General features: G+C 44.4%; 10 protein-coding genes. 8 read left to right on the top strand and 2 right to left on the bottom strand.

What is annotated here, in order from left to right; all coding sequences use genetic code 11:
- Positions 1-36 precede the first annotated feature (36 nt).
- Positions 37-3,312, top strand: coding sequence for a glycosyl hydrolase (locus ABJD64_RS02395; protein ID WP_348177031.1), 3,276 nt, complete (start codon positions 37-39; stop codon positions 3,310-3,312).
- 389 nt (positions 3,313-3,701) lie between these two features.
- Here the strand turns inward: ABJD64_RS02395 and ABJD64_RS02390 are convergent, their stop codons facing one another.
- Positions 3,702-4,976: a S28 family serine protease gene (locus ABJD64_RS02390; protein ID WP_348177028.1), complete on the bottom strand. Its 1,275-nt coding sequence runs from the start codon at positions 4,974-4,976 to the stop codon at positions 3,702-3,704.
- An 8-nt stretch (positions 4,977-4,984) separates the two neighbouring features.
- Positions 4,985-5,863: an AraC family transcriptional regulator gene (locus ABJD64_RS02385; protein ID WP_348177026.1), complete on the bottom strand. Its 879-nt coding sequence runs from the start codon at positions 5,861-5,863 to the stop codon at positions 4,985-4,987.
- Positions 5,864-6,149: 286 nt separating this feature from the next.
- On the opposite strand from ABJD64_RS02385, the gene ABJD64_RS02380 reads away from it, so the two are divergent.
- The 7 genes from ABJD64_RS02380 to ABJD64_RS02350 all read left to right on the top strand — a co-directional run bounded on the left by ABJD64_RS02380 (position 6,150) and on the right by ABJD64_RS02350 (position 14,312).
- Positions 6,150-7,070 carry a dihydrodipicolinate synthase family protein gene (locus tag ABJD64_RS02380; RefSeq protein ID WP_348177024.1) on the top strand — a complete coding sequence of 307 codons (921 nt, stop codon included), beginning with the start codon at positions 6,150-6,152 and terminating at the stop codon, positions 7,068-7,070.
- 127 nt (positions 7,071-7,197) lie between these two features.
- A complete protein-coding gene (locus ABJD64_RS02375) occupies positions 7,198-8,778 on the top strand; it encodes an aldehyde dehydrogenase (NADP(+)) (protein WP_348177022.1) in 1,581 nt (526 codons plus the stop codon).
- Positions 8,775-10,520 (top strand): DUF885 domain-containing protein, encoded by a 1,746-nt coding sequence (locus ABJD64_RS02370; protein ID WP_348177020.1) that lies wholly within the window; start codon positions 8,775-8,777, stop codon positions 10,518-10,520. The genes ABJD64_RS02375 and ABJD64_RS02370 overlap by 4 nt, the downstream gene beginning before the upstream one ends.
- A 43-nt stretch (positions 10,521-10,563) precedes the next feature.
- Positions 10,564-11,526 (top strand): ornithine cyclodeaminase family protein, encoded by a 963-nt coding sequence (locus ABJD64_RS02365; protein ID WP_348177018.1) that lies wholly within the window; start codon positions 10,564-10,566, stop codon positions 11,524-11,526.
- Between the two features lie 52 nt (positions 11,527-11,578).
- Positions 11,579-12,580, top strand: a complete 1,002-nt coding sequence (locus ABJD64_RS02360) for a 4-hydroxyproline epimerase (RefSeq protein ID WP_348177016.1) — start codon at positions 11,579-11,581, stop codon at positions 12,578-12,580.
- A gap of 65 nt (positions 12,581-12,645) precedes the next feature.
- Complete coding sequence (locus ABJD64_RS02355; protein ID WP_348177014.1) at positions 12,646-13,008, top strand: four helix bundle protein; 363 nt, start codon at positions 12,646-12,648, stop codon at positions 13,006-13,008.
- Positions 13,009-13,067: 59 nt separating this feature from the next.
- Positions 13,068-14,312, top strand: coding sequence for an FAD-dependent oxidoreductase (locus tag ABJD64_RS02350; protein ID WP_348177012.1), 1,245 nt, complete (start codon positions 13,068-13,070; stop codon positions 14,310-14,312).
- The last annotated feature ends 8 nt before the right edge of the window (positions 14,313-14,320 follow it).

The following is a 14,320-nucleotide window of genomic DNA, read 5'->3' as shown; positions in this document are numbered from 1 at the left end:
GAGGTTCCATGTGACCAATAAAATCGTACTATACACATGAAACAACTCTTAACCCTCCTCCTTGTCTTGGGAACGCTGATGTCCAGCGCCCAAAGAAGAAAGTCTTCTTCTAACCATACAGCCAAATCTATCCTTAGTGAAACTTCAGTCGATGGACTGAGATTCCGACATGTAGGCACGGCGCTGATGTCAGGTCGGATTGCAGATTTTGCTGTGAACCCTGATGACCCCACAGAATATTACGTTGCCGTTGCTTCCGGCGGTGTCTGGAAGACTGTCAACAACGGCAATACCTATGAGCCGGTCTTCGACGACCAAGGCAGTTACTCTATCGGTGTAGTTACCATGGACCCGAATAACCATAATGTGGTCTGGGTGGGTACCGGAGAAAACAACAACCAGAGAAGTGTGGCCTATGGCGACGGAGTGTATAAATCTATGGACGGTGGCAAATCCTGGCAGCACATGGGGCTGAAAAATTCTGAGCACATCGGTTCTATTGTGGTGGACCCTACCAATTCAGATATTGTTTATGTGGCCGCTGTGGGCCCGCTGTGGGGCAAAGGCGGTGACCGCGGACTGTACAAAACCACCGACGGAGGAAAAAGCTGGAATCGGGTACTCCATCTCAATGAGCATACCGGTGTCAACGAAGTCCACATGGACCCCAGGGATCCAAATGTGCTCTATGCAGCCTCGCATCAGAGACGAAGACATGTATTTACCTATATCAGTGGTGGCCCGGGTTCGGGTGTCCACAAATCTACGGATGGCGGTGCAACGTGGAAAAAGATCACCGGCGGATTACCTTCAGTGGATTTAGGCAGAATTGGGCTAGCCATCTCGCCAGCCAATCCGGAATACATCTACGCGATAGTCGAGGCCGCACGTGGTGAGGGTGGGTTTTATATTTCTACCACCCGAGGCGAATCATGGGAGAAAAGAAGCAGTTACACCTCCAGTGGAAACTATTACCAGGAAATCATAGCCGACCCTGTTGATCCCGACAAAGTGTACAGCATGAACACCTGGATGAAGGTGACTTCCGATGGCGGACGAACCTTTAATAATGTAGGTGAAGACAATAAGCATGTTGATAATCACTGCCTGTGGATTAACCCTAATAATACCCGACACATGCTCGCCGGATGCGACGGCGGCGTTTATGAAACGTGGAACACGGGCAAACACTGGTCTTACAAAGCGAATTTGTCCATCACTCAGTTTTATAAGGTGTCTGTGGACAACACCAAACCTTTCTATCATATCTATGGTGGTACCCAGGACAACAACAGTCTGGGTGGACCGTCTCGAACCGTAAGCGCAAGCAGTATTGTGAATGAGGACTGGTATATCACACAGGGTGGTGATGGCTTCGAAACCCAGGTCGATCCTACCAATCCGGATATCAGCTATGTGCAAGCCCAATATGGCGTACTAAGCCGACACGACAGACAAAGCGGCGAGCTCAAAGGCATTCAGCCAAAGGAAAGAAAAGGGGAGAACGAATACCGGTGGAACTGGGATGCTCCGCTGCAAGTGAGTAACCACAAACCGCAAAGACTCTACTTTGCCGCCAACAAACTCTTCCGTAGTGATGACCGTGGTGACAGCTGGGAAGTACTGGGTGACGACTTGACTGCCCAAATAGACAGAAACAAACTGAAGGTGATGGACAGAATCTGGAGTGTCGACGCGGTATCGAAAAATGGTTCCACGTCTCCCTACGGTACCATCGTTGCGTTTTCGGAGTCGCCGGTCAATGAAAATTTGCTGGTAGTGGGTACTGATGACGGATTGATCCAAATCTCTAAAGATGGCGGAAAATCCTGGTTGAAGAAGTCTACCTTCCCTGGCATTCCTGCCAATACCTATGTCAACATGGTTTATACCTCGAAGCACAATGAGCAGATCATCTATGCGGTGTTCAACAATCATAAACGAGGTGATTTCAAGCCTTATATTTTGAAATCCACCGATCAGGGTATTTCCTGGACGAGCCTAAGCTCCAATCTTCCAGCGCGCGGTTCGACCTACTGCCTGGAAGAAGATCGAGTAGATGCCAATCTGCTGTTTGCCGGCACTGAATTCGGTGCCTTCTTTTCTGACAACGGTGGAAAAGAGTGGAAGCAGCTAAAGGCCGGATTGCCAACGATTGCTGTCCGTGACATGGCCATTCAGGCAGATGAAAATGATTTAGTGCTAGGCACCTTCGGACGTGGTTTTTATGTGCTGGACGACTATTCCTCTTTGAGAAATGTGAGCAGTACATTGACTAAAAAGGCCGAACTCTATTCGGTAAGAAATGGACTGTTGTTCGAGTATGCCTATCCTTTAGGTTTGAAAGGTGCGGCCACTCAGGGAGATAATTATTTCATGGGTGAAAACCTGGGATCAGAAGTCATTTTCACGTACTACCTCAAGGAGGATATCAAATCAAGAGCTGATATCCGAAAGGAAAAAGAAGCTGAAAATTTAAAGCGTGGGGCTGACAATTATTTCCCTTCTTATGAGGCGCTGAAGGCAGAAAAAGAAGAGGAAAAACCATCGCTGCTTTTTGCTGTGAAAGACGCCGAGGGTAAAATTGTTAGAAAATTGACTGCTGAACCTTCTGCAGGAATCAGCAGATTGAAATGGGACCTGCGCAACACGCCCAAGAACCCGGTCAATCTTAATAAACCGGCATTTTACAACCCCTGGGCTGAGGTGAACGAAGGCACTATGGTAGCTCCCGGTATTTATTCGGTGACTATGTCTTCGTTTGTCGACGGTTCGGAAACTGTCTTAGGAACTCAGTCCTTCAATCTAATTCCGCTCAACAATGCCACACTTCCGGCAACGGACAGAAAAGAGCTGGTAGAGTTTATGACCATGGCTGGGCAGCTCAGAGGCAGAGTCAAAAGTGTGCAGCAAGCACTGTCTGAAATTCAGGGAGAACTCATGCAGATGAAGGCGGCCATTTTGGCCACGTCTATCGCACAGTCAGAATTACTTGGTGAGTTCAATGCCATCGACGACGAAGTCAAAGGGTTGGACATTCTCGTCAACGGAGATCCCGTAGCTGCCAAATTGGATCAAGGGCAAGTGCCCTCCTTGTCGAGTCGATCAGGCTCATTGGCCTGGGAGCAAGGTGCTTCTACTGCCGCCCCGACTCAAACGCACAGAGATATGTTCAAGCTTACTGCAGAAGAACTGGAGCCGGTCTATAAGGCCACGAAAGAAATTCTGGAAGTGAAAATGGTAGCGTTCAAGCGTAAACTAAGGACAGCAGGTGCGCCCTATACGCCAGGGAATTTGACACATTTGGATTGATATGATCACTTGTTCATGGATCGCGTGTGAAAGTTTAGGATAGGCTTGAATATTCCGACATCTGGAGTGGTCTTTATTTTCCACTTTTCCATTGATGAAAAGTGGAGCAAAAATCTAGGCCATATTCATTTTTTAACACTTTTTAATTCTCAAAATCAGGAAATAAAAAAACTCGTCATATTGATTCATCAATTGAAATTATAAGTATTCATGACTCAAACAGTTTTTATTTCTTATCTGCTTTTGAGAATTAAAAACCTAAAATGATTTGAGGCCAATGAAGATAAATAGTACTTTTAGAAGGGCGTTTTTCAGAAATATTGTTTGGACGATTCTTGATCCTAATTCATGAGGTTGTTTTGCAAAGGCGGCCTCATGAATACTACTTCTTATATCTCCAACCAAACCCTCAGCGAGTCATAAATCTGCTTTTGCTGAAGTGAATCCAAGTCTTTGATCCTCGTCCGATGCGTACCATCCGGCTTCACAAATTTCATGGTGCTTTTTCCTTTGGGTTCGACGGCACAAGCACCCCAGGGATCCAGTCCTCCATAAATCCAGATCATCTTTTCTCCACTGTTCTCTACATATTCTCTTACTTCTTTCATGTAGTTGGGATTGTAGCTAAGATCTACGTCTTTCGGAGCGAATATTCTGTGACTGTAAAAATCGGCGCTCAACCACTCACTGAGTCCACTGGTATCCATGACATAGTAGCCCAACTCTCGCATGTGCTGATAATAGGAAGCGTGACCGGACGTATAAGACTGATCAGCAAAGTTTTTAACACTGGACACTTCTTCTAAATGAGTGAAAAGAGACTCAGCTGACACACTGCTCTCCGGAATTCCGGCACAATCGGCATTCCATTGCCAGAAAGAAAATGGATATTCCAATACGGCATATTCCAACGCCATTTCATTTCCTATGGCAAAAGTAAGTGAGTCTGCTTCAGCCTTACTTTTCATTAGCTCCAACATTTCCGACTTCTGAGTGAGTATGCTTTTCTGAAAGTCTTTGATCTTCTTCCTGCAATCGGCCGTCCCCACGCTGGCCACATGTTCCCAGGGATGCATATCTATGGTGTCAGATATGATGGGCGCTACATAAGGCACCACCACATCAGCATCTTTAGGAAATTTGGATTTATAAATCATGGCGGTCTCGCCTCCTTTGCTTATACCGGAAGTCAACCATTTTCCTTTTTTGTAGATCTTTCTAAATGCCTGATTGATTCTATGGTAGTCTGCAATGGCTTGGTCATTGGTCAACAACTCCCAGGGAATGGTATCCGGCTTCGATTCTCCATAAAACCGATATTCTACAAGGATCAGATTAAGTCCGAGATTCTTACTGATTTCGCGCTCAGCCAAATAGGCATCGTAGCCGCCGGTTTCTAAATGCACCGGCCTGTCATAACCTACATGATATAAGTAAATATGATGATCAAAAGTGCCCTTCTCGGGTTTTTCATGATCAAGATATTGCTGTAGCACTATCTCGTATGCCTCCGCATAGGGCGCTTCAAATGAAATGGCCTCTATTTGTGATCCGGGAAACAACTCCAAAATCTTATTTTTTACATCCGCTTCAATTTGCTGCGTAGAGTGGCATTGTGTCAACAATAGGCATATCAACACGGCCATCGATAATTTTAAAATCATAGTAATGCTTAAAGAAGTTGTTCCTGGAAATGTACCTTCTGATATTGTGAAGGCGTATGGTTGGTCAGGGACTTAAACTTTCTATTGAAATTAGAGAGATTCACAAAACCCGATCGATAACAAACCTCAGTTACGTTGATTTCTTTGTTGAGCAAGAGTTTGCAAGCGTGCGCCACCCGAAGTTCATTGAGAAAACTCACATACGTTTTGCGCGTTCGCTGTTTGAAGTATCTACAGAAAGCCGAAGGGGTCATGTTAGCTACCTCAGCCACCTCATCCAGCGTAATTGGTCGGTGATATTCTTTCATGGTAAACTGAAAGATATCATTCAGGCGCTTGCCTTCAGACTCGTCTACATTAAGATTGTGCGGTTCCTTTGAGAGCCATTGATGCTCATCGGTTTGGCTAAGCAGGTTGAAAATATTGAGCAAAGAAATGATTTTAGTAATTCCGTCCTGCTCCTCTATTTCATTAATAATCTTAGAGACCCGTCTTTTGGCATCGCCGTGCAATTTCAGCCCTCGGACACTCTTCCGCATAAAATCATTGACGCTTCGCATCTCAGGCAATTCAAAAAAGTCCCTACCGAAGCTTTCGGAATCGAAGAAAACACATATGGCATGACACTCTTCCGTACTTCCTTCTTCATAATAGACCGGATCGCTCTTTAATACATGTGGCACATTGGCTCCAAATATATAAACATCTCCTGCCTGGAAATTGCCAATGTAGTCTCCCTGAATAACGGTGCCGTGACCATTTACTATTAAAGTAATTTGAGATTCCGGATGCTGATGTAGGATATCATAAAAGTACGGCATCTGGTCCACCTGTACTCTAAAAGATGAATCATCAGTCTTTGGAATTTTAAATGGTAATACCTTCATATCTGATCAATTTTTCATTTTCTAAATAGCTGCTTCAGAGATCAATCGGCTTCATAATGAAACACAATTGACTACAAAAGATATTATTTATACATAAATATCAAAGTAAACCCTTATATATGGTCAAAATAATATTAGGATCAATCAAATATTGATAAGTCGCAGATTTTAGCTTGGTCTACTTTTACAAAAATTTTAAATTGGAAAAAAGAATACAGAGGTTGTGCAGATACTCGGGCATTTTATACGCTGTGTTCATTTGACCAAAAAATAAACTCTAAAAAAGATGAAGATAAATTGGCAAGGCGTATTCCCGGCAATCACGACAAAGTTCGATCAAAATGACAACCTTGATCTCGACGCATTCAAAAAGAACCTGGACGTTCAATTGGCGGCAGGCATTCATGGTGTGATCCTGGGCGGTACATTGGGTGAGGCAAGCACACTAACAGAGGAAGAAAAAGATCAGTTGATCAAAACAACTATTGAGGTGACTAAAGGAGACATTCCTGTAGTAATCAATATAGCAGAACAAAGTACAAGAGGTGCAATCGCTGCTGCGAAAAGAGCCGAAAGTAACGGGGCAAATGGCCTGATGCTTTTGCCGCCTATGCGCTACAAAGCAGACGATAGAGAAACTGTAGAATATTTCAAGGCTGTAGCTGGAGCTACCTCTCTACCTATTATGATCTACAATAATCCAGTAGATTATAAAATAGAGGTGACCATTGAAATGTTTGAAGAGCTGGCATCTATACCAAACATTCAGGCGATCAAAGAATCGACAAGAGATGTAACTAACGTTACGCGATTGAAGACAAAATTTGGCGATCGATTTGCCGTGCTTTGCGGTGTAGACACGCTTGCTGTCGAAACTTTAGTCAATGGTGCCGACGGATGGGTAGGTGGACTCGTTTGTGCATTCCCAGCCGAAACGGTAGCCATCTATGAATTGATGAAAAGTGGAAGAATCGAAGAAGCCGTGGCTATCAATCGTTGGTTCATGCCATTATGTGAACTTGATTTGCACCCTAAGTTGGTACAGTATATCAAATTGGCAGAAGTAGCGGCCGGAATAGGAACCGAATATGTTAGAGCTCCTCGCTTGCCTTTGATTGGAAAAGAAAAAGAAGAAGTATTGGCTATCATTGATGCCGGTATCAAATCGAGACCTGTACTGCCTGAGTATAAAAGCCTGGCCGTATAAGTCGTAAAATATATTAACGTCATTGCGAGGAGGAACGACGAAGCAATCTTGACCACTTAGGGATAAAATAGATTGCCACGTTTTGCTCGCAATGACGTCATATTTTTAAAAAAATTAAAATAACCACATGCACGGAAAAAACAGGATCGGTTTCAGTTTATCAAATCAAGGCGCAACAGGCCTAAGTTCTTTCAACCCAGCTACCGCAGAGATTAGAAGTGACCAATTCACTGGTGCTACTCAGGAAGAAACGGAGTCTGCCATGCAGAAAGCGGAAAGCGCATTCGACACGTACCGCAATACTACGCCCGATCAAAGGGCTCAGTTCTTAGAAGCTATAGCGGATGAAATATTAAATCTCGGTGATGAGCTTGTTCAGACAGCCATGCAGGAGTCCGCTTTGCCCGAAGGCCGAATAGTAGGCGAAAGAGGCCGGACCATGGGTCAGCTAAAACTGTTTGCTTCTCTGTTGAGAGAAGGATCATGGGTAGAAGCCACCATTGACACTGCACAACCTAACCGTGAGCCCCTACCGAAACCTGACATCAGAAAAATGCTGAGACCCCTTGGTCCTGTAGTGGTATTCACAGCTAGCAATTTCCCTCTGGCGTTTTCTACGGCTGGAGGAGACACCGCATCGGCACTGGCAGCCGGATGCCCGGTGGTGGTAAAAGCACACAACTCTCACCTGCATACCAATGAGCTGGTATCCGATGCCATCAGTAGAGCAGCCGAAAAAACAGGAATGCCAGATGGCGTTTACTCTTCTTTGGCAGCCGATGGATTCGGGTTGGGTACTACCCTGGTGAAGCACCCAAAAACTAAAGCTGTCGCTTTTACCGGATCGCTCGGAGGAGGTATGGCGTTATACAAAATGGCGATTGAGCGTGATGAGCCTATTCCAGTCTTTGCAGAAATGGGCAGTATCAATCCCGTGATTTTTTTACCTAAAAAATTGAATGCTGAAAAAGAGGCATTGGCCAAAACCTATGCCGGGTCAATTACCTTGGGCGTAGGCCAATTCTGTACCAATCCAGGGTTATTGATTGGTTTGGAAGGTTCAGATCTGGATCAATTCTCTACGACTTTGGCCAGTGAAATATCTGGCATCCAGCCATCGGCCATGCTCAATGAAGGCATTGCCAAAAACTTCAACAAAAACAAAGAATCTTCATTGACCCAAAACGGAGTGAAGTTAATTAGTTCAAATAGTGTGGAAACCCCTCGCAATGGTGCTAGTCCCGCCGTCGCGAGGGTATCTGCCAAGGACTTTCTGGCCAATCCTAACCTACAAGAGGAGGTATTTGGTCCTTACTCCATTGTGGTATCATGTAAAGATCAGGCCGAACTGGATCAGGTTATCGCTCAGTTACATGGACAATTGACTATCACATTTATGGGTTCTGACGATGACTTCAAGTCCTTCGAAACTCAAATCCATAGCGCTGAAAAGAAAACCGGAAGGCTAATTTATAATGGCGTGCCTACTGGTGTGGAAGTATGCGGATCTATGCAACATGGTGGACCGTTCCCGGCAGCAACAGATAGCCGGTTTACTTCCGTAGGCTCTGACGCCATCAAGCGATTTGCCAGGCCTGTAGCCTATCAAAGTGCACCGCAAACCATGCTACCGGATGAATTGAAAGATAATAACCCAAACAACGTTTGGCGCGAGGTAGACGGCCAACGGACTAACCAGGGTTTATGACCAGAAGAGTAAACATCTATTGGATAGTACTTGCGCAGCTAATTTATAGCTGTGCGAGTCCTTCTATTTCTGAAAAAGACCAACTTTTTGAAATCATAGCCTCTAATGAGGCTTTTCAGGAACAAGAGTTTCTGAATCTTTCGGACAACTACACCAGTCTCCCTGACATGAGTGAAGCAGCCATCCTGAAAAGAGCTGACTTCGCCAGAGATATCGTGTCACAACTGGAGGCCATTGACCAGTCGAGGCTCACTTTTGAAGACCAGATAACGCTTCAGCTCTTTCAGTTTGTACAAGAAGACCTGGTTGCTCAGTACGATTTGAAAGGATATCTAAATCCTATATTGGCTGATGACGGATTTCATATTGCATTTGCCTTCACAGCAGATGCCTTTTCTTTTACATCCAAAAAAGACTACATCAATTACATTAGTGTTCTCAATTCCTTTCCAAAATATGTAGATCAGCATATTTCGCTCATGCGAAAGGGTCTGGAAACCGGGATGGTGCAACCTCAGGTGATTCTTAATGGATATGAAGTAACCTATGACGATCATATTGTTGCTGACATAGAAAAAAGTATTTTTTATAAGCCATTTCAAAATCTGCCCGATCAGCTTGCGGATGCTGATAAAGCGGAGATCTTAACTGCCGGTCGAAAAGCCATCTCTGATGGAGTCATCAAAGGCTATCAGCAGTTTTCGGATTTTATGACCAATGAGTTTCTACCAAAAACCAGAACCAGCATTGGTGCAAGCGAACTGCCGAACGGAGAAGAGTTTTACGAACAACGCATTAAGTACTTCACCACCCTGGAACTTAGTCCCGATTCCATTCATCGCCTCGGCCTTCAGGAAGTGGCACGAATCAAGTCGGAAATGATGGAAATCATAGAAGAGGTCAAATTCAAGGGAAGTTTTACCGACTTTCTACAATTTCTGAGAACAGACCCTCAATTCTACGCCAAGAGCCCGGAAGAGCTGTTGAAAGAGGCTGCATGGATCTCTAAGTCAATGGATGGCAAGCTACCTCAGCTATTTGGAAAATTACCCCGCCAACCTTACACAGTCAATCCGGTTCCTGATCATTTGGCTCCGAAATATACCGGAGGACGGTATGTCCCAGGTTCACTAAAAGCCAACCAGCCCGGACAGTATTGGGTAAATACTTATGCGCTGGAAAACAGACCACTATACGTACTGGAGGCATTGTCCTTTCATGAAGCCGTGCCGGGACATCACTTGCAGGAGGCCTTATCTCGTGAATTATCTCACTTACCGGAATTCCGACAGTCTCTTTACCTTTCAGTTTTCGGCGAAGGCTGGGGATTGTATTCAGAATTTCTCGGTGTAGAAGCCGGTTTTTATAAGGACCCTTATAGTAGGTTTGGGAGATTAACCTATGAAATGTGGCGTGCCTGTAGATTGGTAGTAGATACCGGGATACACACGAAAGGCTGGTCGAGAGATCAGGTCATGGAATACATGGCCAACAATACGGCCTTGTCCATCCATGAAATTACTACGGAAACGGATCGCTACATTTCTTGGCCTGCTCAAGCACTTTCTTATAAAATTGGTGAGCTAAAAATAAAGGCCTTGCGAAAAAAAGCTACCGACCAATTGGGAGATCAATTTGACATTCGTGAATTCCATGATCTAATTCTGTCTCAAGGCACCGTGACATTGGAGATCATGGAAAGAATGGTTGAGAGGTACATCAATGATATATTGAGCCAATGATTCAATGGATTAATAATTCATTGAATCATTAAAGCATTGAAACATGAAATATATAGAAGCGGAGGAATTGGAGGAGTTGTTGACTTACGAGGAGTTGATACCTAAAATCAACGACGCATTTGCGCAGGAATACAATATTCCGATGCGGCACCATCACCAATACCCAAACCCGAAAGAAGGTCCTGAATCTACGCTGCTCCTCATGCCGGCCTGGGACAATGGGGACAATCTTGGGGTTAAAATTGTAAACGTTTCCCCAAACAATTCGAAGCACAACCTTCCTTCTATTCAGGGGCTTTACATCTACTTCGACCTTCAAACCGGCACGCCAAAAGCTCTAATGGATGCCAAGAAGTTGACTGTCAAAAGAACAGCTGCGGCTTCCGCATTGGCTTCTCAGTACCTTTCCAATCCGGATAGTTCCAAATTGCTTGTCATAGGTACGGGTGCACTATCGGCAGAACTCATTAAAGCGCACACATCTGTACGCCCTATCAAAGAAGTCCTCGTATGGGGCAGATCTGAAGAGAAGGCACAGACCATTGTTGATGCAATTAATTTGCCCGGTTTAACAGTCAACACGATCGCTACCATCGAAGAAGGCATGAAGCAATCAGATATCATTAGTTGTGCGACATTGAGTCCTACACCACTGGTTCTTGGACAGTATTTAAAACCTGGACAGCATCTGGACATGATAGGCGCCTATAAACCTGACATGCGCGAAATGGATGATGAGGTACTGGAAAGGACGGACGTTTATGTCGACAACATCGAAGGTGCAAGCAAAGAAACCGGTGACTTAGCCATCCCAATCGCAAATGGAACATTCAAAGTTGAAGATATCAAGGCTGACCTGTTTCAATTGGCACAAGATAAAAAGAAGGTAAAAAGATCTTCAGAAGCTATAACGTGTTTCAAGTCCGTTGGACATGCTTTGGAAGATCTGGCTGCCGCCAACCTGGCGTATGAAAAAAGTAAACAACTAAAAACAATAGATCATTGAATCATTGAATCATTGAATCATTGAATTAATAAAACATTTAATCATTAATCCATTGGCTAGAAAGACATTTTTTTGTGTAGACGCCCATACCTGTGGCAATCCGGTTCGAGTAGTAGCAGGCGGTGGTCCCGACCTGGTTGGTGCAAACATGAGTGAGAAGCGTCAGCATTTCCTGAAGGAATACGATTGGATCCGTACAGGTCTGATGTTCGAACCCAGAGGTCACGACATGATGTCAGGAAGTATTCTCTTTCCACCATCTGACCCACAAAATGATGTCGGCGTTTTGTTTATCGAGACCAGCGGATGCCTGCCCATGTGTGGTCATGGTACGATTGGGACAGTAACCATTGCCATAGAAGAAGGATTGATATCTCCAAAAACACCTGGAAAATTGAGATTAGAAACTCCGGCGGGATTGGTACTGGTTGAATACCTACAAGAAGGAAAAAAGGTGAAGTGGGTAAAACTCACGAATGTTAAATCTTACCTGGCCGCCGAAAATCTAACCATCGAAAGCAAAGATTTAGGAAAATTGACCTTCGACGTAGCATACGGTGGAAATTTCTATGCCATCGTCGATCCTCAAAAGAACTTTGAGGGAGTTCACAAAAATACTGCAGGTGATTTAATCCGCTGGAGCCAGGAACTTCGTAATAAAATAAACGGCAAGTACGATTTTGTTCATCCGGAAAATGAGACGATTTGTGGTCTTACACACATGCTCTGGACGGGTGAACCGATGGATGGCGATTCTACAGCGCGTAACGCCGTCTTCTATGGCGACAAGGCGATTGATCGATCTCCATGCGGTACTGGCACCTCAGCAAGAATGGCCCAATGGCATGCCAAGGGCAAATTAAAATTAGGTGAAGAGTTTATTCACGAAAGCTATATAGGTTCTAAATTTATAGGACGAGTAGAAGAAGAAACTCAGCTCGGTGACAAGGCTGCCATTGTTCCCAGTATTCAGGGTTGGGCACAAGTCACAGGGTACAACAATATTATCATCGACGATGATGATCCATATGCTCATGGGTTCCAAGTCATCTGACAATGAATTAATGAGTAAAGGGAGTAAAATGATTCAATGAAGGCATTATCCTGTAAAGTTTAAACATGGATAAAGTTGAGTTCGTTGAAAAATTCAAAGCTCGAACGAAAAAGTTCTCAATAGAGATTATTTGGTTCTATGAAAGGTTAAGAAAAACAGATAGCAGCAGGGTCGTTGGCAGGCAGTTATTAAGGTCAGCTACTTCTGTTGCTGCCAACTATCGTGCAGCATGTAATGCAAGATCTCAGGCCGAGTTCTTTGCTAAGGTGTCGATTGTGGTCGAAGAAGCAGATGAGTCTTTGTTTTGGTCGGAAGTAATCGACGAATCTGAAATGTCAAAAGACGAAAAATTAAATTGGCTTACGCAAGAATGCACGGAGATAGTAAAAGTTGTGTCCAAAGCCAGAAAGAATGCAAGAAAGAGTTAAAACATTAGATCATTGAATCATTGGTTCATTAGAAATTAGATCATTAAACAATTAAATCATTGAAAACAGCAATAATAGGTAGCGGGATGATCGGGCTGTGCTCGGCATATTACTTGAACCAGCAAGGGTTCGATGTGACCATTATAGACGAAGGTGACGGATCTGACAACTGCTCGTTTGGCAATGCCGGTTATTTTTGTCCAAGTCATATGATTCCTTTGGCCTCTCCCGGAATTATATCACAGGGTCTGAAGTGGATGACCAATCCGGAAAGTCCCTTCTATATCAAACCAAGTCTGGACATTGATCTGGCCAGATGGGGTTGGAACTTTTACAGAGCCGCTACGAAAAGTCGTGTTGAAAAGGCTGTCCCCGTCCTCAATCAAATGCTCGACGAAAGCCGCACACTTATTGAAGATATACTATCTGAAACGAAAATAGATCCGGGATTTGGTTCAAAGGGACTGCTGATGTACTGTAAGTCGCAGCATATACTTGACGAGGAAGCCGAGGTAGCTGAACTGGCCCGGAAATGCGGACAAGACGTTGATGTACTCACCTCTGCTCAGGCTGAAAAGCTCAATCCTGGATTCGAAATTGATACCGTAGGTGCTGTGCATTTCAAAAACGACGCCTGGTTTACGCCTAATACTTTTATGGCTGAGTTTCAGAAATATCTGGAAGCGAAAGGTGTTGTTTTTAAGTTCAATACCCAGGTTACTGGCGTTGAAAAAAATGGCAGCAAGGTTTCGGCACTTCTCACTTCTGATGCTAAAATTGATGCCGATCAATTCGTGGTAGCCACGGGATCGTGGTCGGCCAAATTTTTGAACCAACTAGGAGTAAAAATTCTGGTGCAAGGAGGCAAGGGTTATAGCTTCACCCTGCCCAACCCGCCAGTCATGCCAGAAACTGCTTCTATTCTTACGGAAGCTCGGGTGGCAGTTACTCCTATGCAAGGGGGTTTACGTTTCGCAGGTACAATGGAAGTGAACGGGCTTGATTTATCGATCAACCCTCGTCGAATAAAAGGGCTACAAAAATCAATTCCTGCCTATTTCCCCCAATTTGATGAAGGTTCTTTTGAAGGACTTCCGGTTTGGGCTGGTCTGCGCCCCTGCTCACCTGATGGTTTGCCATATATTGGAAAAACCAAAAAATTTGATAATCTGATTGTAGCTACAGGTCATGCCATGTTGGGTATATCGCTGGGACCGATAACCGGACAACTAGTGGCTGAGTTAGCCCAAGAAGAAAAACCACATATTGACGATACTCTTTTAAAAGTAGAGCGCTATAGCTGAACAAGATT

Origin of the sequence: Reichenbachiella sp. (assembly GCF_039944555.1) — a bacterium.
Classification (GTDB): domain Bacteria; phylum Bacteroidota; class Bacteroidia; order Cytophagales; family Cyclobacteriaceae; genus Reichenbachiella.
This window is presented reverse-complemented; position numbering and strand designations above follow the sequence as displayed.